The organism is Arthrobacter sp. CDRTa11, from assembly GCF_026427775.1.
Classification (GTDB): domain Bacteria; phylum Actinomycetota; class Actinomycetes; order Actinomycetales; family Micrococcaceae; genus Arthrobacter.
The window spans coordinates 2240430-2262396 of sequence record NZ_CP044532.1; the positions used below are offsets into that span (position 1 = coordinate 2240430).

Annotated in this window: 14 protein-coding genes and 1 riboswitch; of the genes, 7 read left to right on the forward strand and 7 right to left on the reverse strand. The window is 59.9% G+C overall.

The genetic code is table 11. The features are described 5' to 3' along the window. Positions 1-19: 19 nt before the first annotated feature. From pdxS to F8G81_RS10145, 3 genes are all read right to left on the reverse strand, one after another. A complete protein-coding gene (gene pdxS / locus F8G81_RS10135; protein ID WP_267278839.1) occupies positions 20-868 on the reverse strand; it encodes a pyridoxal 5'-phosphate synthase lyase subunit PdxS in 849 nt (282 codons plus the stop codon). A gap of 432 nt (positions 869-1300) precedes the next feature. Beyond that, a complete protein-coding gene (locus F8G81_RS10140; protein ID WP_267278840.1) occupies positions 1301-2737 on the reverse strand; it encodes an aspartate aminotransferase family protein in 1437 nt (478 codons plus the stop codon). A gap of 100 nt (positions 2738-2837) precedes the next feature. Continuing rightward, positions 2838-4253, reverse strand: a complete 1416-nt coding sequence (locus F8G81_RS10145) for an APC family permease (protein WP_267278841.1) — start codon at positions 4251-4253, stop codon at positions 2838-2840. 502 nt (positions 4254-4755) lie between these two features. Between F8G81_RS10145 and F8G81_RS10150 the strand changes: the two genes are divergently transcribed. The 4 genes from F8G81_RS10150 (at position 4756) to F8G81_RS10165 (ending at position 11910) form a co-directional block, all read left to right on the forward strand. Next, complete coding sequence (locus F8G81_RS10150; protein ID WP_267278842.1) at positions 4756-6120, forward strand: NAD(P)-binding domain-containing protein; 1365 nt, start codon at positions 4756-4758, stop codon at positions 6118-6120. Between the two features lie 351 nt (positions 6121-6471). Beyond that, entirely contained in the window at positions 6472-7833 is a 1362-nt protein-coding gene (locus F8G81_RS10155; RefSeq protein WP_267278843.1) for an NAD-dependent succinate-semialdehyde dehydrogenase, read from the forward strand. A 400-nt stretch (positions 7834-8233) separates the two neighbouring features. Next, positions 8234-9349, forward strand: a complete 1116-nt coding sequence (gene ald, locus F8G81_RS10160; protein ID WP_267278844.1) for an alanine dehydrogenase — start codon at positions 8234-8236, stop codon at positions 9347-9349. 1074 nt (positions 9350-10423) lie between these two features. Next, positions 10424-10539, forward strand: a riboswitch (SAM riboswitch). Between the two features lie 45 nt (positions 10540-10584). Next, positions 10585-11910 carry a bifunctional o-acetylhomoserine/o-acetylserine sulfhydrylase gene (locus F8G81_RS10165; RefSeq protein ID WP_267278845.1) on the forward strand — a complete coding sequence of 442 codons (1326 nt, stop codon included), beginning with the start codon at positions 10585-10587 and terminating at the stop codon, positions 11908-11910. A 202-nt stretch (positions 11911-12112) separates the two neighbouring features. Here F8G81_RS10165 and F8G81_RS10170 read toward each other — a convergent pair whose 3' ends face one another. The 4 genes from F8G81_RS10170 to F8G81_RS10185 all read right to left on the reverse strand — a co-directional run bounded on the left by F8G81_RS10170 (position 12113) and on the right by F8G81_RS10185 (position 18093). Further along, on the reverse strand, positions 12113-12808 hold the full coding sequence (locus F8G81_RS10170) for a helix-turn-helix domain-containing protein (RefSeq protein ID WP_267278846.1): 696 nt from the start codon (positions 12806-12808) through the stop codon (positions 12113-12115). A 213-nt stretch (positions 12809-13021) separates the two neighbouring features. Next, a complete protein-coding gene (locus F8G81_RS10175; protein WP_267278847.1) occupies positions 13022-14527 on the reverse strand; it encodes an NAD-dependent succinate-semialdehyde dehydrogenase in 1506 nt (501 codons plus the stop codon). 594 nt (positions 14528-15121) lie between these two features. Continuing rightward, complete coding sequence (locus tag F8G81_RS10180; protein WP_267278848.1) at positions 15122-16627, reverse strand: flavin-containing monooxygenase; 1506 nt, start codon at positions 16625-16627, stop codon at positions 15122-15124. Positions 16628-16725: 98 nt separating this feature from the next. Further along, a complete protein-coding gene (locus F8G81_RS10185) occupies positions 16726-18093 on the reverse strand; it encodes an MFS transporter (protein ID WP_267278849.1) in 1368 nt (455 codons plus the stop codon). Between the two features lie 360 nt (positions 18094-18453). Between F8G81_RS10185 and F8G81_RS10190 the strand changes: the two genes are divergently transcribed. The 3 genes from F8G81_RS10190 (at position 18454) to F8G81_RS10200 (ending at position 21831) form a co-directional block, all read left to right on the forward strand. Then, the gene (locus tag F8G81_RS10190) at positions 18454-19839 is read left to right on the forward strand and encodes an LLM class flavin-dependent oxidoreductase (protein WP_267278850.1); all 1386 of its coding nucleotides are present in this window, start codon (positions 18454-18456) and stop codon (positions 19837-19839) included. 97 nt (positions 19840-19936) lie between these two features. Next, a complete protein-coding gene (locus F8G81_RS10195) occupies positions 19937-21205 on the forward strand; it encodes an MFS transporter (RefSeq protein WP_267278851.1) in 1269 nt (422 codons plus the stop codon). Then, entirely contained in the window at positions 21196-21831 is a 636-nt protein-coding gene (locus F8G81_RS10200; RefSeq protein ID WP_267278852.1) for a TetR/AcrR family transcriptional regulator, read from the forward strand. The genes F8G81_RS10195 and F8G81_RS10200 overlap by 10 nt, the downstream gene beginning before the upstream one ends. Positions 21832-21967: the final 136 nt, after the last annotated feature.

A 21967-nucleotide genomic window follows, 5' to 3' on the forward strand; every position in this document is an offset into this window, starting at 1 on the left:
TGGGCGCTGCCGGTCGCAGTTACCAGCCGCGTTCGGCGAGGCGGTGAGGTTGTGGGATTTCGTCGACGTTGATGCCCGCTATGGCTTCGCCCAGGCCGCGGGAGGCCTTGGCGATAACGTCCGGGTCATCAAAGAAGGTGGTGGCCTTCACCACGGCGGCCGCGCGCTGGGCCGGGTTGCCGGACTTGAAGATGCCCGAGCCGACGAACACGCCGTCAGCGCCGAGCTGCATCATCATCGCCGCGTCCGCAGGGGTGGCGATGCCGCCGGCAGTGAACAGCACCACCGGAAGCTTGCCCGTGAGCGCAACTTCCTTGACCAGTTCGTACGGGGCCTGCAGTTCCTTCGCGGCAACGTACAGCTCGTCCTCGGGCAGCGAGGAGAGCCGGCGCAGCTCGGCACGGATCTGGCGCATGTGCGTGGTGGCGTTGGAAACATCTCCGGTGCCGGCCTCGCCCTTGGACCGGATCATCGCCGCGCCCTCGTTGATCCGGCGCAGCGCCTCACCAAGGTTGGTGGCACCACAGACGAAGGGAACGGTGAATTCCCACTTGTCGATGTGGTTGGCATAGTCGGCCGGGGTCAGGACCTCGGACTCGTCAATGTAGTCAACGCCCAGGGACTGCAGGATCTGCGCCTCAACAAAGTGGCCGATCCTGGCCTTGGCCATGACCGGCACGGACACGGCCTCGATGATCTTGTCGATCATGTCCGGATCCGACATCCGGGACACGCCGCCCTGGGCGCGGATATCAGCCGGCACACGTTCCAGCGCCATCACTGCAACGGCACCGGCATCTTCGGCGATGCGGGCCTGCTCGACGTTGACGACGTCCATGATGACGCCGCCCTTGAGCATCTCAGCCATACCGCGCTTCACGCGGCGGCTTCCAGCACCGGAGCTGAGACCACTTACGTGGCTGCTGTTCACCAATAATTCCTCTATGTTTTGGAAATCAAACTCCTAACGGGACATGTCCGCTAGTTCGCTGGATCGGGTGACCCTGCCGTTAGAAGTTCTGTCTACTGAGTGACAAATCCTGACGGAATATCTCTGCGTTGCTATTTTTCATCTACTGCCGGTTCTGCCTCAGGATCAGCGTTGCTTGCAAAAGGTGAACTCGCTGTATTTGCCGACCCGAGCGGGCTCACGCGCAACAGGCATTGCGCGCGAGCCCGCTTCGGGTTACGCGCAAAGCTGCCTCGCACGTGAACTCAATTCAGTCTGACTGCCGGGCCTTTGGCCCGTCTCTTCCAGCAGGGCAGCGACCGCTGGCCGGCAGGATTTCCGTCTCGCGCTTTAGGCTCTGGTGCCCGCAAGGGCGCTTTCGGCTTCCTTCAGCACCGCGGCTACGCTGGCAACCAGCCAGTCAATTTCGTCGCGGTTGAGGATGAGAGGCGGGGAGAATTGGATAAGAGGGGCGCCGCCCTGGTCTACAGCTGCCCGGCAGAGGACACCTGCCGACAGCAACCCGGGGGCCAGATGATTTGCTACAAAATCGGCAGCATCTACCGGGTCGGCCCATGTGCGCTTTTCCTTGTCGGTGGCCAGCTCAAGGGTCCAGTGATAACCGGCGCCTCGAACGTCTCCAACCAGGGCAAGCGAGCCCAGATCGGCCATGCGGGTTCGGAAGTAATCTTCGTTATGCCTGACGTTGCCCAGAACGTCTTCGCGTTCCATAATCGCCAGGTTGGCCAGCCCTGCGGCGCAGGCGGAAGGATTCCCTCCGTAAGTGAGGCCGTGCAGGTACATCCCTGCAGGACCATTGAGCACGGTATCGACCACGTCACTGGTGGCGATCATTGCGCCCAGCGGGACGTAGGCGGAAGCTATTCCCTTGGCGCAGGTGATGATGTCTGGTTTGAGGCCAAAACGCGTCGATGCAAACCATTCCCCGAGGCGGCCGAACCCGGTGATGACTTCATCCGCTACCAGCAAAATGCCGTATTTGTCGCAAATCGCCCTGACGCCTTCGCAGTATCCGCGGGGTGGGGTTACTGAACCGGCCGCGTTCTGAAGGGGTTCGATGAAGATGGCAGCTACTGTGTCCGGTCCTTCTTGGCGGATCAATTCCTCAAGCTCGTGGAGCAGGAAGTCGGTGAACTGCTCCTCGGTCTCGTTGATCGGCCGCCTGTAACGGTTGGTATTCGAGAAATGGCGGGCACCATGCATGAGCGGCTCGAATGGCTTCCGAAAGTTTGTCATGCCATTGATGGACAAAGCCGCAAACGATGTGCCGTGGTAGGCGTTCCTTCTGGCCAGGAACTTCATCCGGGAACCTTCACCCTTGGCCTGATGGTACTGGCGAATGAGCTTGATGGCAGCTTCGTTGCTTTCGCTGCCGCCGGAGGTGAGGAAAACCCGGTCCAGGCCCTCAGGTGCGATCTCGGCGACCTTTGCGGCGAGCCGGACGGCGGGGGGGTGGGCATAGCCCCAGTTGGTGTAGTACGGCAGGTCAGTCATCTGGGCTTTGACTGCCTCCCCGATCTCCTCGCCGTGGCTGTAGCCGATTTGAACGCAGTACAAGCCAGCAAGAGCGTCGAGGTAACGGTTGCCCTTCTCGTCCTCCAGCCAGCACCCCTCGCCTTTGACCATGATGGCAGGAGGGGCCTCCGTGTAAGTATGGGCTCCGGTGAAGTGCATCAGGAGGTGCTTTTGGGCAAGGTCCTGCAGTTCCGAGGACTCCCGGGCTGCTGCGGACGTCTCGGGGGCAATGGTTTCGGTTGGCGTTGACATGGCGGTTCTCTCTTTCTTGTGAATCCCACCTGCCCGGTGCAAGGGACAAGCGGACAGGCGGTGGCGGGCACCAACTGGTGCCACACTCAGGTTCTGAGGGTCAGGGGTTTCCCGCTGTTGCTTCCTGGCTGGTGCGTACAGGGAGCTCTGGTGTTTCGATCTCCTCAAAGGTGACCTCGGGCAGCGGGCGGCGGAACATCCTGGTCAGGGACAACAGCCAGACCAAGCCGAGACCGATCCAAATAAAGCCCACCCAAAAGGCGACTTCCGTGAGCTGGGTCCAGAGCCATAATGTAAGGGCAACACCAATGCCTGGCACGACGGCATAGCGGAGGATTGCGCGCGCACCACGATTGCCCTTGTCGATTACGTAGTGCTTGATGACGGTTAGATTCACGAAGGTGAAGGCGGAAAGGGCGCCGAAGCTGATCAGTGCCGCAGCAGTCGTGCCGTCAATGAACAGCGCGGTGAGGCCGAATGCACCTGAAATTACTGTGGCATTGACGGGGGTGCTGAAGCGCGTGTTCATTTGCCCGAAGACCCGCTTCGGCAACGCAGCGTCGCGCCCCATCGCGTAGAGGATGCGTGAAACGCTTGCCTGAGAGGCCATTGCGCAGGCAAAAAGGCCGGCGCAGTAGGCGGCGGTGAAGAACACGGACAGCCATTCCCCGCCTGCGTGAGTCATGACCTCCAGCGTCGCGGCGTCGACGTTTTCGAATGTGTAGCCGGGGAAGACCATCTGCGCGGTGTAAGCGATTCCGATGTAGAGGCCTCCACCGATCAAAGTGCAAAGCAGGATGGCCCGGGGAATTTTCACCCTCGGATTATCTGTCTCTTCGGCCAGCGTGGACACCGCATCGAAGCCCAGGAAAGAAAGGCATAGCATTGCAGCGCCGGCGATCACTCCTCCGATGGGCATATCGGGGGAGAAGAACGGTGTGATAGGTGATGGTAGGTCCTGGCCGCCCATAGTCTGAACTGAGGCCAGAATAAAGACCGCGATGAAGACAAGCTGGAACCCGACCATGACCAGGTTCATTTTAGCCACCATCTTAATGCCCAAAATGTTCAGCCCTGTGACGAGGACAACAGCGCCGACGATCCAGACGGCGACAGGCACCTCCGGAGTGTATGGCTGCAGATAGATGCCCAAAAACAGGTAGCAGATCATCGGCAGCAGAATGTAGTCGAGCAACAAGGCCCAGCCCACGACGAAGCTGGTGTTAGCACCAAATGTCCGCCGGACGAACGTGTAGGTCGAACCCGAGCTAGGGTGCGCCTTCACCATCGCACCGTAGCTGGTTGCCGTGAACAGCATCGCAATCAGGGTCACGATGTATGCCGCTGCAACATGTCCCTCGCTCATGACGCTCACATAGCCAAAAGTTGTGAATACCGTCAACGGAACCATGTAGGCCAATCCAAAGAGGACCAGTGCGGGCAAGCCCAGCACGCGCTTATAGCGTGGGGATGCAGCCGCTTCCGATGGGGCGGTTTGGGAAGTGGAAGAATTCATGTTGGGCCACTTTCTTTACTGTTCTGAGGGATGGCCGACGCATCGACCAGCCAACAGTGTTTCCACCATAGTGGATAACTTCCACTGACGGTGGTGTTATTTAAGTTGATTGGCACCGTCCCGCTGATGTCGGGCCGGCGGCTTGCGCCCGGATCACGCCGTAGGGATACGGGCGGCATGGAAGCGAAAAAGCCTTTTGGTTCTCACCAAGGTAGGAGCGATGTTATGAGCGTGCACTCCGATCGAAGCGTACGTTCAGTAAAGCATGACTTTTTCAGCATGTGAAGTGGAGCACCAAACTTTTCACGCTTGTGTCGCAGGCCACTCCGTGCTCTACTTTTGCGAGTGAGCTTCTAACGGAGTGCACTCCCTTTTATCTACAGGCGTAGAACGACAGCCGTGTAGAAGGGCCGGGGTCCCGCTTCCGGTTGCGACGTGACCCTGCTTGCCTGGATCGATCGGGCTTGCCGATCTGCCCCTTTTTGTAACTAAGGAGACTTGGATGAATAAACGCATCGCCATTATTGGGGCCGGCCCCAGCGGAATGGCTCAGTTGAGGGCCTTCGAATCCGCCCGGGCAAAGGGCGTGGATGTGCCGGAGGTGGTTTGCTTTGAAAAGCAGCGCGACTGGGGTGGCCAATGGAATTACACCTGGCGCACAGGCTTGGATGAGTACGGAGAGCCGGTTCATTCAAGTATGTACCGGCATCTGTGGTCCAACGCGCCCAAAGAATGTCTGGAGTTCGCGGAGTACACCTTTGACGAGCACTTCGGCCACCCCGTCTCGTCATACCCCCCACGGCAGGTCCTGTGGGACTACATTCAGGGGCGGGCACTGCAGAGCAATGTCCGCCAGTACGTACGCTTCGAGACCTCAGTACGTGCAGTGCAGTATTTGGCCGCGGAAGATGCTTTTGCCGTCACGAGTGTTCACCTCCCGACAGGTGAAACAACCACCGACCTCTACACCGAGGTGGTCGTTGCCAACGGACACTTTTCCACACCCAACATGCCTGCTTTCCCAGGCATTGAGACCTTTCCCGGACGCATCTGTCACGCCCATGACTTCCGTGGTGCTGAGGACCTGGGGGGTAAGGATGTGCTGCTTATCGGAAGCTCATATTCCGCTGAGGACATCGGGATCCAGGCCCACAAAATGGGCGCCAGAAGCGTAACTTTCAGCTACCGGACCCGCCCCATGGGCTTCGGATGGCCGGACGGGGCTCGGGAGTTGCCCTTAGTGCAACGCTTTGAGGGGCGGCGTGCATACTTTGCGAACGGCGAGTCGCACGAGTTTGACGCAGTGTTCCTATGCACGGGTTACAAGCACCATTTCCCTTTTCTTCCCAGCGACCTTGCTTTGAAGACCCAAAACTGCCTTTATCCGGACCACCTCTATAAAGGTGTTGTTTCGGAGGCAAACCAGCGGCTGTTCTTCCTGGGAATGCAGGATCAATGGTTCACCTTCAACATGTTTGATGCCCAGGCCTGGTATGTCCGCGATGTCATCCTCGGCCAGGCGAGCCTTCCCTCCCCGCATCAGCGACGAGCGGAGATCGATACGTGGCGGGAACGCCAGGAAAGCCTCTCCGGCGACAAGGACGAGGTGCAGTTTCAGGCCGATTACATAAAGGACCTTATCGAAGCAACTGATTATCCGATGTTTGACCTCGAAGAAGTTGTGGCTACTTTCCTGGCTTGGCAAGAGGACAAGAAAGCCGACATCCTTCGCTATCGTGACGTGTGCTACAGATCCATCATGACGTGTACGTTGGCCACGCCGCACCACACGCGTTGGCTCGATGCCATGGACGACTCATTCGATACCTATCTTGGCCCCGCCCTCGCCGAGGCAGCCCCACGTTAAGTCCTACCTGCATGCCTCGGCAGGAAGGCTCCCGTGAGGAGCCATCCTGCCGAGGTTTGCTCTAGGTACAGCGAGAGGCGGGGTTGCCATGCCTGACGAGAAGCCGCGCGAGTTTGCGTTCTTCCCGAGCCAGCACCATGACAATCTCAAACGCTGTTCCTGAAGGCTGAATGCATCTGCAGTTCTTTGGTTCCCATAGTTTCCGCTTGTGCCGCAGGTCACGAACATGCTCTAATTAGAAGTGAGCTCCTAACGGAGTACACTTTCACTTGGTGGGTCGGTAAGCAAGCATCGGCCCTGCCCTAGGTAACGTCTAGCGGCCCTTGCAAGCCGCTCAGGATGGAGTCGTAGATGTACCAGATCGTCAATCCAGCAACAGGTTTGTTGGTAGAAGAGTTTCCAACAGCAACCAACGAGCAGGTGAGCGCGGCTGTCGGCCGCTCACATGACGCTTACCGGCTGTGGCGGGAGCGGCCGGTCGAAGACCGGGTCTTGGCGGTGAAGCGTGCAGGCGAGCTCTTTCGCGAACGGAGCGAAGAACTTGCAGCCATCATTGCCCAAGAGATGGGCAAGAGGATTGACGAGGGCAAGGGCGAACTGCAACTTGTGTCAGACATCTTCGCCTATTATGCCGAGAACGGGCCGGCGCTGCTTTCCGACGAGCAGCTGGAGATCAAAGGCGGAAAGGCGCTGATCCAGAAGCGCCCCGTGGGTTCACTAATCGGTGTTATGCCGTGGAACTACCCGTATTACCAGGTTGCCCGCTTTGTTGCCCCAAATCTGGTTCTCGGTAATACCATCCTGCTCAAGCACGCACGGAACTGCCCCCGTTCCGCCGCCGCCATCGAGCAGCTCCTCCATGACGCGGGCGTCCCTGAAGATGCTTACATCAACATCTACGCCACGAGCGACCAAATCGCCTGGATGCTTTCCGATGACCGGATCCAAGGCATCTCTCTGACTGGAAGCGAACGGGCTGGTGCGGCGGTGGGTGCCACAGCCGGACGCAACCTTAAAAAATGCGTTCTGGAACTCGGCGGATCCGACCCCCTGATCGTGCTCGATACCGCCGACATGGACAACACCGTTGACACCGTCGTCAGCGCAAGAATGGGCAACAATGGCCAGGCCTGCAACTCACCCAAGCGGATCATCGTGATGGACGACCTCTTCGAAGAGTTCGTTGAAAAGGTAACGGCCCGTATGTCCTACTACAAACCAGGTGACCCCGCCGATCCGCAGACGACGCTCGCCCCGCTCTCTTCCCAGCAAGCCGCCGACGAGCTGATCGAACAGATCCAGGACGCCGTCGACAAGGGTGCCTCCCTGCTGACCGGCGGAAGGCACATTGACAGACCAGGGGCGTTCGTCGAACCAGCAGTCCTGACCGGGGTGACGAAGGACATGCGCGCGTACTACGAGGAGCTCTTCGGCCCCGCCATCGTGATCTACCGCGCCGCCAGCGAGGATGAAGCCATCGCTTTGGCCAACGACTCGGTTTACGGCCTTGGCGCCAGCGTCTTCAGTGCAGACCCCACACGTGCCCAGCGGGTCGGTGACAGGCTCGAATCAGGCATGATCACGGTTAACACCCCACCGGGTTCACTGCCTGACGTACCGTTCGGAGGTATCAAGCGTTCAGGCATCGGCCGCGAACTTGGCCCTCTCGGCATTGAGGAATTCATGAACAAGAGGGCCGTCCGCCTGCCTTAGCGCAAGCTTGCCAAGCACGTGCATCGGGACCAAGATACTCGTCTTGCCACCAGGGTGTGTGTCCCTGGCCAGCTTCACGGACGTACCTACATGTTCGAACTCGTTGCCAGTCCATCAGACCCCTAACGAATGCATTTCCGATGAGCACCCCGGTATTGGGGCGGGATGTTCATTTGCATGTACTCCGAGTACTCCGCCGCATGCCCAGGTTCGAATACCTCAAACAACGTTTCGGGTAACAGCCGGATCCTGGCGATGCTCGCATGTATTCCGGAACTTCCGAATTTGCGTCTACTACGCACGCGAACGACTGGCTTCATCACCTGTGGATGTGCTTAGTAGCTTCAGCTTTTTCTGCCACCGCCCCTAATAACAACCCATCTATTTGAAGGTAACCGACATGATCGTCTCCATCCCTAAAGAAATCAAAAACAACGAGTTTCGTGTGGCCATCACTGCAGCTGGTGTGCACGAACTCAAAACCAACGGGCACCAGGTTCTCATCGAGTCCGGTGCCGGTGATGGCTCGGGCATCAGCGATCAGGAGTACATGCTCGCTGGGGCGGAGATAGTTCAGTATGTGGACGAGCTGTGGGCCAGGGCGGACATGGTTTTGAAGGTCAAGGAACCTATTTCGTCCGAATACCGTCACTTCCGAGAGGGGCTAACGCTCTTCACGTACTTGCACCTTGCAGCCGAGCCGGCACTGACGGAAGCATTGCTAGCCTCTGGCGTTACTGCCATCGCTTATGAAACCGTCCAGGCAGGACGTTTCTTGCCGCTTCTGGCTCCAATGAGTGAGGTGGCGGGCCGGCTGGCGGTAACTGTTGGCGCGAACTCTCTCATGGCTCCTGCCGGCGGGAAGGGCGTGCTTCTGGGTGGTGTTCCGGGCGTGCGCCCCGCAAAGGTCACGATTCTGGGCGCTGGAGTCGCTGGAACCAACGCTGCTGCCATGGCCGTGGGCCTCGGCGCAGATGTTTCCATCCTGGACATCAATGTCTCCCGGCTTCGGGAACTTGATGCCCAGTATGCTGGCCGGCTCAAAACCATTGCCTCGAACAGTCTCGAGATTGAACGTTCCGTAACTGATGCGGATCTGGTGATTGGATCGGTGCTCATCCCCGGTGCCAAGGCTCCCAAGCTTGTGAGCAATGATTTGGTTTCTCGAATGAAGCCCGGGAGCGTCCTTGTGGACATCGCTGTCGATCAGGGGGGCTGCTTCGAGGACACGCGGCCCACTACGCACGAGGAACCTACGTTCCGCGTACACGATACGGTGTTCTATTGTGTCGCCAATATGCCAGGTGCGGTTCCCAGCACTTCCACCTACGCGCTGACGAACGTCACGCTGCCGTACGCCATCGCCTTGGCAAACCTGGGCGTCAAAAAGGCCCTCGAAAAGGACGCGGCACTGGCCGCCGGGCTCAATATCGCAGCAGGCAAGGTCACGAACAATTCGGTGAGCGACGCCCATGGGCTTGAGCTCGCTCCTTGGTCGGAACTCGTCAACGCCTAACGCTTTTCTTGGTCGCCTGCCCCGCCCCGCACGAGGGGGTGGGCAGGCGACTCCGGCTGGCAGGGCTGATGTAACGACAAGGCCATACTGCTCCTCGCTACCAAATGCCCTCATACATGATTCTGAGGTGAGCCCCTGCAATAGGCTGGTTCCGCTATTGGCGCTTACGGTTTGAACGCAGATTTGGTTGCCCAGATGCAGCGACGTGCGTAGGGCAGCGAGGTTTTGAACTGGGCTACGAGCAGTGTCACATAGCCACCTTTTTTGGGGCTGTCTGACAGCAAAACCGTGGCGCGCTCCGAAACAGGGCTCTGCCCCTTCTTCTGGCGTAGGCCTGGTTCGCTGGGTTCCGTCCGGACTAACCGGTTGCCTGGGCTGGCCCAAGTTGACTACCCGCGGCGGCCGTAATTCTTCCCTTCCCGCCTGGCGCATCTGACCTAACCAACGTATCGATCACCACCAAGATAAGGACTCTTTCCCATGAACGCAGCAGGCGGACGTCTCGTTGTAGACGTTCAAACCCGAAAGGAATTGGACTCTGCCCTGGATCAAGCGGTGGACCGCCTGAAGCCGGCGGCCATGTCTGAACGCATTGGCATTTCGGTGACTCGGCTCGCTCCGGGCCGCTATGAAGCGCGTCTGAGTTGCGACGTCCCCCCCGGCGTGATTATCGAAAGGTGGGGGAGCCCGCTGCAATAAGCGGGTGGCAGAAAGTGTCGCAGTTGCGCCGGTCAGCGGTCTGTTGAATATCATCTCCCCGGTGCCTGAAGTACCGTGCACACCGTCTGACGGCGAGACCAGCGCGAAGCCTGCGGCAACCTTCGCCAGAAGTGGCAGTGGCGCAGACGTCAGCCCCGTCAACCATTCTTGATGGCGAAGGGGCAGATAAAAGGCTGGCGAAAGCAACGCGATGGCGGAACTTGAGGCATTTATGCGCCCCTTCCGGAGGAGAAGGCGGGGCGTCGTGGCATTTCAGATGCTTTCGGATTTACCGCACCCACAACAACTAGATCTGCAAGGTCATATCCGTCGTAGCCGTCCCCGAAACAGTCCGGTGTTCCTACACTGGGGACAGGTTATGAGCGCCAGCGCCAAGCCCCGGCTCGCTGGCCGGCAACCCTCCATCCGCGGTGGGGTGCCCCGGGTGAGGACCTGGCTGTCCGGCAATGGCCGGATGGCAAGCGCGGCCCGTGGTGCTCCCAGCATGCCCCGGGCCCATGTCATAGGAGCCTTGAATGTCCAACGGATGGTCCTTCGAAACCCGCCAGATCCACGCCGGGCAGGAGCCGGATTCTGCCACTGGCGCCCGGGCATTGCCCATTTACCAGACCACGTCCTTCGTGTTTCCCAGCGCCGAGAGCGCGGCCAACCGTTTTGCCCTGGCCGAACTGGCGCCGATCTATACGCGCATCGGCAACCCCACCCAGGATGCGGTGGAGCAGCGGATCGCCAGCCTCGAAGGAGGCCTGGCAGCGCTGCTGCTCAGCTCCGGCCAGGCGGCGGAGACATACGCGGTCCTGAACATCGCCGAAGCCGGGGACCACATCGTGGCCAGCCCCAGCCTCTACGGCGGCACCTACAACCTCTTCGCGCACACGCTGAAGAAGTTCGGCATTACTGTCACGTTCGTGGCGGACCCGGACAACCTGGACCAGTGGCGTGACGCTGTGCAGCCGAACACCAAGCTCTTCTTCGCCGAGGTGGTGTCCAACCCCCGCCAGGATGTCCTGGACATTGAGGGCGTCTCCGAGGCCGCCCATGAGGCAGGCGTGCCGCTGATCGTCGACAACACGCTGTCCACGCCGTACCTGATCCGGCCGCTGGAATGGGGCGCGGACGTTGTGGTCCATTCGGCCACCAAATACCTGGGCGGCCACGGCGCAGCGATCGCAGGCGTCATCGTGGACTCCGGCAAGTTCGATTTCAGCAAGGACCCGGAGCGGTTCCCCGGCTTCAACACCCCGGACCCCACCTACAACGGGCTTGTCTACGGCCGCGACCTCGGCGAGGGCGGCGCCCTGGGCGCCAACCTGTCCTACATCCTCAAGGCACGCGTCCAGCTCCTGCGGGACCTGGGGGCGGCGGTATCCCCGTTCAATGCCTTCCTCATCGCGCAGGGCCTGGAGACCCTGAGCCTGCGGGTGGAACGCCACGTGGCCAACGCCGGCGAAGTGGCCCGCTGGCTGGAAGCGCGTGACGACGTCGAATCCGTCGCCTACGCGGGCCTCCCCTCAAGCCCCTGGTACGAGCGTGGGCGCAAGTACGGCCCCAAGGGGACGGGTGCCATCGTGTCCTTCAATCTTGCCGGCGGCGCCGAGGCGGGCAAGCGGTTCGTGGACGCGCTGGACCTGCACTCACACGTGGCCAATATCGGGGACGTCCGGTCCCTGGTCATCCATCCGGCCTCCACCACCCACAGTCAGCTCTCTGCGGAGCAGCAGGCCGTGGCCGGCGTGACCCCGGGACTGGTCCGCCTCTCCGTGGGCATCGAGCACATCGATGACATCCTGGCAGACCTTGAAGCTGGCTTCCGTGCCGCCAAGGAGGCCAGCGGCGCCTGACCAATGGCCTGTAGCTGGGGCTTTTAGCGGACCTTGCGGGGAGTTCTAGCCGGCATAGAGTAGAGCCGCTACGCGGTCCGTGCATACCGATTTTGGGAATTCGTGGCGGTCTAGAGTTCAAACCCCGGATAAAGGCGCTAACGAGGCAGATGCAACTCCGGCCAGTGCTTGTCATGGCGAGCCGCGCAGCAGGCTATGACAATTATTCCTGGTCATCGATACTGAAAGAGTCTGCCTGCGCGCGTCCAAGAGGGTACGCCATGTCGTCCCGTGTGCGTTGCGGCAGTGTCTGGGGGCCCGTCATGACCACATATGCGATGCAGGGCTTGTCGCCGATGTTCCTGTAAGCGTGGGTGCAGTCAGAAGCGAAATATATCGCGTCTCCCGTATCCAAGCGGTGGGATAGTCCGTCAATAGTCATTTCCAGGATGCCGCTTTCGACCACTACATACTCTGACCAACCAGGTTGATGGGGCGGATATGTACCGCCGTCAACACCAGCCTCCATTTCGAGCCGGCCCATTTCGAAATTGACGTTCTCAAGTACTGGAGATGTGACCCTGCGCCAAAAGCCCGGTTTTCGTCCGCGTCGTTCTGGTTCCTGGACGATCTTCTGATCTTGGCGTCGTATAACGGATACTCTGCTCTGCGTCTGACTGGCCAGAAGACGTGAGACGCTCACTCCCAACGCACTGGCGATTTGGTCCAGGGTCAGGACTGTTGGAATTTTGTCACCCCGCTCGATGGCTGAGAGCATGCTGCGGCTCGAGCCGCCGCGGGCAGCAAGCTCGTCCAGAGTGAATCCCAGGCGCCGTCGTTCGGCTTTGACCCTTGCCCCGATTTCAAGGGCGAGGTGACGCCGGCGTGTGCCGCCGGGGGCTTCGTCCTCGTTCGTCATGGTCACACCTTACCCAGTCACCTGTGAATCCTTGTTCCGGTGCCGGCGAGGGGATGTAGTCCGGCAATAGGGTTGCTGCAATCCTGCGGTTATCGCATCGCGCGGGGACGGCCTGTGGGCCCTCCTCAGAAGCGAACGAGGTTCACGTTTCTTGGGAGGGCCCACCGCTTTGCCAACCGTTCCTGTTGCGAGGGCGGTGGAAAGGTATGAACGTCAGTCGGCGTAAGGGTCCGCGATACCTACATATTGGGTGTAGAGGTACTCTTCAATGCCTTCGGTGCCGCCTTCACGTCCCAGGCCGGACTGCTTGACGCCGCCGAAGGGCGCGGCAGCGTTAGAGATGACGCCGGCGTTCAGGCCGAGCATGCCGGTTTCCACGCGTTCGCTCACGCGCAGGCCTCGGTTAAGGTCGCTGGTGAAGACGTAGGCCACCAGACCGTACTCGGTGTTGTTCGCGAGGCGGATCGCGTCGTCCTCAGTGGAGAACGTGACGATCGGCGCGACTGGGCCGAAGATCTCTTCCTGCAGTATGCGGGCATCGGCAGCGACATTTTTCAATACCGTGGGCTGGTAGAAGTATCCGGGACCATCGACGGCTGCTCCACCGGTGAGGACCGTCGCCCCTGCTGCAACCGCGTCGGTGACAAGGGCATGGACGCTTTCGCGAGCCTTGGCATCAATAAGTGGTCCCACGTTGGATTCCGGATCGGTACCGCGGGCGGTGGTCAGGTTACTGATCTTGGCGGCGAACTTCTCGGCAAAGGTATCGGCGATGGACTCGTGCACGATGAAGCGGTTGGCCGCGGTGCAGGCCTCGCCCATGTTGCGCATCTTTGCCGCGACAGCCGCCTCTACTGCCTTATCGAGGTCCGCGTCCTCGAAAACCATGAATGGGGCGTTGCCGCCGAGTTCCATGGAGGTGCGCAGGACCTTGCCAGCGGCCTCGCGGATGAGGGCCTTGCCCACTGGGGTGGAGCCGGTGAAGGAGATTTTTCGAAGGCGGTCGTCCTTGATCAACGGGCCGGTGACCGCACCTGCGGTGGAGGTTTGGATGACGTTCAGGACCCCGTCGGGAAGCCCGGCTTCCTGCATCACCTGGGCGAACAGCAGGCTGGTCAGCGGGGTGAGATTGGCTGGTTTGAGGACCATGGTGCACCCGGCGGCGACGGCAGGGGCCACTTTGCGGGTGGCCATGGCCAGTGGGAAGTTCCAGGGGGTGATCAGCAGGCACGGGCCTACAGGCTTCTTCTGAACAAGCAGGCGGTTCTTACCGTCAGGAGCCTGGGAGTAACGCCCGCTGACACGCACAGCTTCCTCGGAAAACCAGCGCAAAAACTCGGCACCGTAGGTGACCTCGCCGCGGGCTTCAGCCAGAGGTTTGCCCATTTCCAACGTCATGAGCAGGGCGAAGTCCTCGGCGCTTTCGGTGACCAAATCAAAAGCGCGGCGCAGGATCTCACCGCGTTCCCGTGGCGCGGTACGTGCCCAGTCAGCCTGGGCAGCAGCTGCGGCGTTGAGGGCAGCCGCACCGTCTTCAGGACCGGCATCGGCAATGCTGAGCAGGACCTTGCCTGTTGCTGGATCCTCGACATCGAAGGTCTTCCCGGAGTGCGCAGGGCGCCACTGACCATTGATCAGCAAACCCGTGGGTACGGAAGACAACAATTCACCTTCGCGTGCTTCGGAATTCAGGTCCGGGGCGGTCAGTGATGACAACATAGCGGATGTTCCAATCGTGTAGATAGTTGTTGGGATTTCAGCCGGGAGCTGCGTTCCCGGCTGAGGATAACCAGGCACCGGCCCGCGCGGCTTGTGATTTCGGCGCCGGTGGGCATAGATCTCCTGCCGAGGGCAAGGAGCGCGGGTACTTTCGGCTTATGCAGCATTCACGACTGGCCGGATAGAGCCTGTCGCAGTTCTTGCCCTTCCAGGTAGCCCTGACGTTTTTAGTGGACGTTTGCCGTTTTCAGGGAATCATGCGCAACGGGTCAACAGTCCCGGGACTGCCTTTGAGGTGATGTCGAATGTTATCGGCCGTTGAAGTTCCGGCGTGAGGCAGCCCGGAGATACTGCGTTCTCTGGCCTGAGGCGTTGGCGTATGGCCGTCGGAGTTTATTGGCGATGCGATGGATTCGATGAGGCAGCGCCGAATGAGGCGTTTACTTAGCCCCGTCCGGCGGGCGAGGACTTGGTGGGTTGGACGACGGCCGGAGCTGATCTCGTCGGCCAACACTGCGTTGACTCGTTGAACGGCCCATACTGGCATTTTGTGATTGGGCAAGGTTCTCCCTAAGTTCGTGGTGGTGCCGGGAATTATTCGCCGTACATGAAGCTGGACAGGAAACTGTCCAGGTCGGTTCCGCCGCGACGACTCTCGCCGACGGCAGCACCGGCTTCGACGAGCTCCTGCGCCCCCCGCTCCGAGTCTGTCGTGAAGTCGGATCTGTTCCACGCGGCGATCTTGCGGTAGTCCTCCACGCTGCCTGACCAGTTGTTGATGATGCGGCCAGCAGGGTTCTTGTACCAGCTGGAGCAGTTAGAGGCGAATGCTGAGTCTTTCAATTCTTCCTGCAAGGCGCAGTTGTACAGCTCGAGCGTTGCTGGGGATACCTCGACCCAACTGCCTTCCTCGGCCCTCATCTCGTGCAGCATGTCCGTGACATACTTCTGCTGAATCTCAAGCATGCTGATGATGGAATTGTGATTGAGGTTGGTGTTGGGGCCATAGATCATGAACATGTTCGGGAACCCGTCCACGGTCATTCCCAAGTAGGCTTCAGGGCTGTCCCCCCAGCGTTCTGCAAGGTCGACCCCATCCCGTCCGAAGATCCGAAGAGCGCCATGGAACGCCTGGGATTTGAAGCCTGTTCCAAAAATGATGACATCTCCTTCATGCAGGCTCCCGTCGGCCAGCACCACACCTTCGGGCACTACGCGCGAGATAGGTCCAGTGACCAGCTCGACGTTTGGCCGCATCAATGCCGGGTAGTAATCGTCGGAGCGGAGAATTCGCTTGCATCCGAATTCGTAGTCTGGTGTAAGCTTCTGCCGCAGCTCAAGCTCTGGTACTTGGGCGGCAAGGTGGGCAAGTGCCTGATTCATTCCCTCGAGCTGGGCATCAGAGCCGTGACGTGTCCGCTCAAACCCATGTTCACGTGCCTGATGGATGTTGTCCCTGCTTGCCTCAAAAAGGTCAGGGCTTGCTTGGAATGCGTTCAGTTCTTCCTGACTGAAAATCACCTGATTGCGCGGCAGCATCCAGTTTGCACTGCGCTGGAACACAACAAGTTCCGCTGCCACCTTCGCGACTTCCGGAATATATTGGACTGCACTCGCCGCGGTTCCGATGCTTAGAACGCGTTTGCCTTTCAATTCCACGCCGTGGTCCCACTGCGCCGAGTGGAAAATACTGCCGGCGAACGATGAAAGGCCGGGATAGCGGGGCGCTGAGGGAAGGTTGAGTTGGCCCCAGGCCGGAATGAGGAACCGGGCGTAATATACCTGACTGTCTGCGGCTGTCAGGCGCCAGCGGCTTTCGAACTCCTCCCAGCATGCTGTGACGACTTCAGTGCCAAGGTGCAGCTGTTCTGAGAAGCTGAAGTAGTCAACCATGCGCTCGAGATAGGCCAGCAGTTCGTCCCGTCCTGCGTACATCCGGCTGACAGTGAGATGCGGGAAGAAGCTGTAGTTGTAGATCTGGGCTTCCGTATCGCACGCTGCGCCTGGATAGTCATTGTTTCTCCAGACACCCCCAACGCCGTCATTCCTTTCGAGGACGACAAAATCGTCGATACCCGCACGCTTGAGTTGCGCTGCCATGCCGAGTCCACCAAAGCCGGCTCCTAGAATCGCGGCAGTATGAGTCGTAGGTTCGGGTTGCATAGGGGGATTTCCCTTCAATTCCGTCGAGGGCCTGCTCAGTTTGAAGCCGCTGAGGATGGCTGGGGCTGCTCTGAGGGCAGAGCCGGTTCATGCATGTCCTCATTCAGGTCCATGCCGCTGGTTTCTTTCATTTTGAAGCCGACGATGATGGTCAGTACGGCCAGTGACGCCAGATAGGCGTAGAAAACAGAGGCCAGGCCAATGCCGGTCAGCCAGGTGTACAGATAGGGTGCCGTGCCCCCGAAGACGCCTGCCGCCAGTGACGTCATCACACCGACGACGCGGGCCCGTGCAAAGGTGGGCGCCAGTTCGGCCATCAGTGCCGGGTAGAAGCCAACGGCGAGAGCCCATGCCGTGAGGCCCAGTCCCTGGGCGACGAAGAGGGTCCAGGGCTGGTCAGTGAGAATCATCTGGATCGGCACGATCAGCAGGATCACGGCGATCCCGAGAGCCATGGTCATGGGGCGGCGTCCCACTTTATCCGACAGGTGGCCGAACAGGACGAGGAAGAACAGCACCATGAGCTGGGCCAGCAGACTCGCGATGTAGGCGCCGCCCGGGTCCATGCCCTTCAATGTGATTGCGTTTACCGGGGCAAACGTCACCCAGGTGTAGTAGACAACGTTGGTGCAGGAGGAGAGAAGGAAAATGAAAACGCAGGCCTTGTACACCCTTGCACGATCCGCCGCTGACATCTTGCTTCCGGTTGGCTTCTGATGCTGCTCGGATTTCTGCTCAGTGAACACATCGGTTTCCTTGGCAAAACGCCGCAGGACAAGAACGTACAGGGCGAGCAGACTTCCGAGTCCGAAGCCGACCCGCCAGCCCCATTCAGTCATTACCGCGCTGCCCAAGAGGTTGCTCAACAGGGCGGCCGTGGCTGTGGCGCCCATGACGCCGATCATCACGCTGACGTAGACGACACTCGTCCAGAGGCCGCGGCGTTCCTTCGGCGCAATTTCAGCAACATAGGTGTAGGAGACGCCGGCTTCGCCGCCATGGGCCAAGCCTTGAAGCAGTCGCAGTACCAACAGGATGACCGAGGCCCAGGCCCCGATTTGGTCGTAGGTCGGGACCAGGGCAACGGCCAGTGTGGTGAACGAAAGAGTCATCATCGTGACCAGCAAGGTAAGCCGTCGTCCAACTCTGTCGCCGAGCCGGCCGAAAAAGAAGCCGCCAACTGGACGGGCAATAAAGCCGCCGGCGAAGACGGCCATGGTGGACAGCAACGCGGACGTGGGGTTGCTGTTGTCAAAGAAGTTGGCGGCCAGATAGGTGGAGAAGATCCCGTAAAGGGTCCAGTCGAACCATTCGAGCATGTTTCCCGCAGCTGCGGCCCGTACAGACCGAAGTCGGTCCTTCATGGACAAGGCCGCGGCCCCACTCGTATGCAAACTACTCATGATTTATCCCAAAGCTAGGGCGAAAACTGGAAGCGTCATCGCAACTGTTATCAGACCTGGAGAGGCAGAGTGTTCACACCTCGTCGGCACGCTCGGGGAGCGAGACCTGCACGAGATAAGACCAATTATCTACCTGTACGATCCGGGCCGCATGGACGGCCGAATGAAATACTGGAAGTGCACTTCGTTAGGAGCGCACTTCTAGTAGAGCATGATCGTGACCTGCGGCACAAGATGCATTCTCGTAAGATTCTTGCGCTTGTTCCCATCCCGCCGCTTCACAGCGAGGCCGATACGTGCTTTACTGAGTGCGTACTTCGATCGGAGTGTCCGATCACTTTAGGACTCTAGGAGCCGATGATGAGTAAGCGCATCAGTCTCAATGCATTCAATATGGCGACTCCAGGGCACCAGAGCCCTGGGTTGTGGCGGCATCCCCGAAGCAAGACCGAAAATTACACCCAGCTGGACTATTGGACGAACATGGCGAAACTCCTCGAAAAGGGCCGATTCGACGCCCTTTTCCTGGCGGATGTCCTTGGCCCCTACGACGTCTTCGAGGGTTCTGCCGCCCCCAGCCTGCGCGACGGCGTGCAGATTCCAGCTAATGATCCAACGGTGTATGTCTCTGCGATGGCGGCTGCGACCCAGAATCTGGGATTTGCCGTCACGGCGGCCGTGACATTCGAAAATCCGTACGCTCTGGCACGCAGGCTCTCCACTCTCGATCACGTGACGGCAGGACGCATCGGCTGGAACGTGGTGTCCTCCTACCTCAATAGCGCCGCTCTCAACCATGGAATGTCCGGGCAGATGGCCCACGACCAACGGTATGAGCTGGCCGAGGAATTCATGGAAGTCGTCTACAAGCTCTGGGAAGGCTCGTGGGAAGACGACGCTGTGGTTCTTGACCGCGAAAGGGGCATTTACGTTGATCCTGAGAAGGTTCACCCCATTGGACATGCCGGTGAATATTTCAACGTACCGGGCTTCCACATGTGCGAACCGTCTCCACAGCGGTCTCCTGTCATCTATCAGGCCGGCGGTTCACCCCGCGGTCGCGCCTTCGCGGCTAAACATGGCGAAGGGCTCTTCGTTAATGTCCTGAACCCCACGCTCAGCCGTCAGATAACCGGCGACATCCGGGCAACTGCAGAGGCGGAGGGCCGCAACGGCGAGGACCTGAAGATTTTCTCCCTGCTGACGGCTGTCGTGGCCGATTCGGACGCGGCCGCTGAACGAAAGCTTGCTGAGTACCGCAAGCACGCATCCCACGCGGGCGCGATGGCCCTCTTTGGCGGGTGGTCAGGCGTTGACTTGAGCAAGTTCCCGCTGCACGAGCCGCTGAAGAACCTGGAATCAAATTCAATCCAGACCGTAGTGAACCTCTTTACCAAGGCCGACCCGTCGCGCGAGTGGACTCCGGCCGCTATTGCGGAATATCTCAGCATCGGCGGGATGGAACCAGTCATCGCCGGCAGCCCTGAAACGATTGCCGATGAAATTGAACGCTGGGTCGACGAAGGTGACCTGGACGGCATCAATCTTTCCTATGCTGTTTCACCGGGGGACTACGAAGACTTTGTGGAACTCGTCGTACCGGAGCTGCAGAAGCGGGGCCGGGTCTGGAAGGACTACGAGGGCTCCACGCTGCGCGAGTACCTCCGTGGGGAAGGCAATACCCACGTCTCGGAAACCCATCCCGCCGCCAGCCACTCCATCTCCAGCCGGTTTGCCCCCAGCTAAGACAGCAGGAACTGCAGTGCGGCTGCTACGTGCAGCCGCACTGCAGTTACCTGAGCGTCCTCACTAAGCGCGTCGACGGCGCGCCGGAAAGGCCACCATGGCAGGCATAACGACGGTTGCTGCAGTTAGCACCACCAGACCTCACACTAAGAGCGCGGTCCTGATTATCTGCGTCGCGACATTGCTCAGCATCAGCGTCTGGTTTTCTGCCTCATTCATCATCAAAGGCATCTCCGCTCAATGGCAGGTTCCGGAGGCTCAACTCTTCTGGGTGACGTTTGGTGTCCAGGCGGGCTTCATTCTCGGCGCCATCGCGTCCGCGCTCCTGCGCCTGCCGGATCGGCTTAGCGCTCGGGTACTATACAGTTCCTGCGCGGCGGGCGCCGCGGCGGCCAATCTCCTGCTTCTTGTGTTTCCCGGTTTCGAGGCCGCCCTCGCACTGAGGCTGGCCACAGGAATCTTCCTGGCAGGCATCTATCCTGTTGCCGTCCGAGAAACCCTAGCCTGGGTAAGCCCCGGACGGCGAGGTTTTGCTTCCAGCACACTGCTCGCCGCCCTGACCATCGGATCGGCCGCACCCCACCTGATCAACGGTGTCGGAAGTGCGGACTGGCGGGTTGTCATCATCGCCACAAGTATCTGCTCTATTGTCGGCGGCCTACTGTTCCTTCTCGTTCCGGGGACCGCCCCATACAGGGACACCGGTACCCGCGTCAGCCTGCGTCAGGGACTTGCCGTGCTCAGGAACCGCAAAGTCCTGCTTGTAAACCTGACATACTTCAGCCACATGTGGGAGCTCTACGCCATGTGGACATTTGTGGGCGCCCTCTTCGCCCACCGTATTTCCGGCGGCGCGGCGCCTACTGGTCTGGTTGCGGTGGCTTCCTTCGTCATCATCGCTTCGGGTGCTCTGGGATGTATCGCCGCCGGACTCTTAGCCGACCGCTTTGGCAAAATCATGATTTCGCAGATGTTCATGCTGCTTTCAGGCGCGGCGGCGACCCTGGTGGCGATAAGCGCCACCTGGCAACCAGCGGTGTTACTGTTCTTGTGCGTCCTCTGGGGGATGACCGTTGTCGGAGAATCGGCCCTTCTTTCTGCCCTGCTCCGCGACCACTGCCCTGAAGCCCATGTCGGCAGCGCGCTCTCGGTACAGATGGCTGGAGGCTATGCAATCAGCGCCGGCAGCATCGCCCTATTCCCGCTCCTTGCCGGGGCCCTGAGCTGGGAACTGGCAGTGCTTGCGCTCGTCCTTGGACCGGTGGTCGGAATCGCACTCCTCCAGTTGCTCAAATCAAGGCCGCGTCCACAACGTGATAATGGCACTGAATCGTCCATGAATGGCGAGTCTGCATCGTGTCCCTGATAGCAGAGGCCTCCATGACACTGCGCGAACGGAAGAAGCGCCAGACCATGAAAAGCATTTTGGCCGCCGCTCGCGAGATGCTCTCCGAAAATGAATACGACAGCATCACGACCAAGGAAGTGGCCGCCAGGGCCGGCATCGGCGAGGCAACGCTCTTCCGGTACGTGGTCAACAAAAAGAACCTCTTCCTCCTCATCTACGAGGAGTTCTTCAACGACGTGCTGCAAGCCTGCCTGGACGAGGACGCCAAAGACACCACCGAACATGGCACGGCCCAGTACTACATCGACAGAATCACAACGATGTACACATCCCTTGCCGGGCTCTACAAACGGGACCCCGACAGCGGCTACGTGTACGTGCGGGACTCCTTCAGCCCCGAAGACTTCGGCCAACGCGGCCTGGAACAGGGCGACCGCTGGCACGCCCTCGTCGAACGGGTCATCCACAGAGGCCAGGACGCCGGCGTCCTCCGCCCGTCGCCGCCGCGCCTGATCGCCCAGAACATCCACGCCATCTATGTCCACGAAGTGCTCGCCACACACGCCCGCGGCCGCGACCCCAGAACCATAGAGCAACGATTGGCGACGCGCATCTCCGCATTAGCGGGAACACTCACAACCTGAAGCACAACCGAACCTGCCCTATCCCTTGCTCCCAGCCTTGGCCGGTTCTGGTGTCTGCAGACCAAAAAACTGCCCCGCCAGCTCTTGCGAAATCACCTCTGCAATGCTCTAATGAAAGTACACTCCGAAAAAAGCT

Bases quoted from the DNA above. Each gene is read 5' to 3' on its own strand.
- pdxS (WP_267278839.1), bottom strand. From the start codon at position 868: ATGGCTGAGATGCTCAAGGGCGGCGTCATCATGGACGTCGTCAACGTC.
- F8G81_RS10170 (WP_267278846.1), bottom strand. From the start codon at position 12,808: ATGACGAACGAGGACGAAGCCCCCGGCGGCACACGCCGGCGTCACCTC.
- F8G81_RS10150 (WP_267278842.1), top strand. From the start codon at position 4,756: ATGAATAAACGCATCGCCATTATTGGGGCCGGCCCCAGCGGAATGGCT.
- F8G81_RS10190 (WP_267278850.1), top strand. From the start codon at position 18,454: ATGAGTAAGCGCATCAGTCTCAATGCATTCAATATGGCGACTCCAGGG.
- ald (WP_267278844.1), top strand. From the start codon at position 8,234: ATGATCGTCTCCATCCCTAAAGAAATCAAAAACAACGAGTTTCGTGTG.
- F8G81_RS10145 (WP_267278841.1), bottom strand. From the start codon at position 4,253: ATGAATTCTTCCACTTCCCAAACCGCCCCATCGGAAGCGGCTGCATCC.
- F8G81_RS10180 (WP_267278848.1), bottom strand. From the start codon at position 16,627: ATGGCAGCGCAACTCAAGCGTGCGGGTATCGACGATTTTGTCGTCCTC.
- F8G81_RS10175 (WP_267278847.1), bottom strand. From the start codon at position 14,527: ATGTTGTCATCACTGACCGCCCCGGACCTGAATTCCGAAGCACGCGAA.
- F8G81_RS10155 (WP_267278843.1), top strand. From the start codon at position 6,472: ATGTACCAGATCGTCAATCCAGCAACAGGTTTGTTGGTAGAAGAGTTT.
- F8G81_RS10185 (WP_267278849.1), bottom strand. From the start codon at position 18,093: ATGAGTAGTTTGCATACGAGTGGGGCCGCGGCCTTGTCCATGAAGGAC.
- F8G81_RS10195 (WP_267278851.1), top strand. From the start codon at position 19,937: ATGGCAGGCATAACGACGGTTGCTGCAGTTAGCACCACCAGACCTCAC.
- F8G81_RS10140 (WP_267278840.1), bottom strand. From the start codon at position 2,737: ATGTCAACGCCAACCGAAACCATTGCCCCCGAGACGTCCGCAGCAGCC.
- F8G81_RS10165 (WP_267278845.1), top strand. From the start codon at position 10,585: ATGTCCAACGGATGGTCCTTCGAAACCCGCCAGATCCACGCCGGGCAG.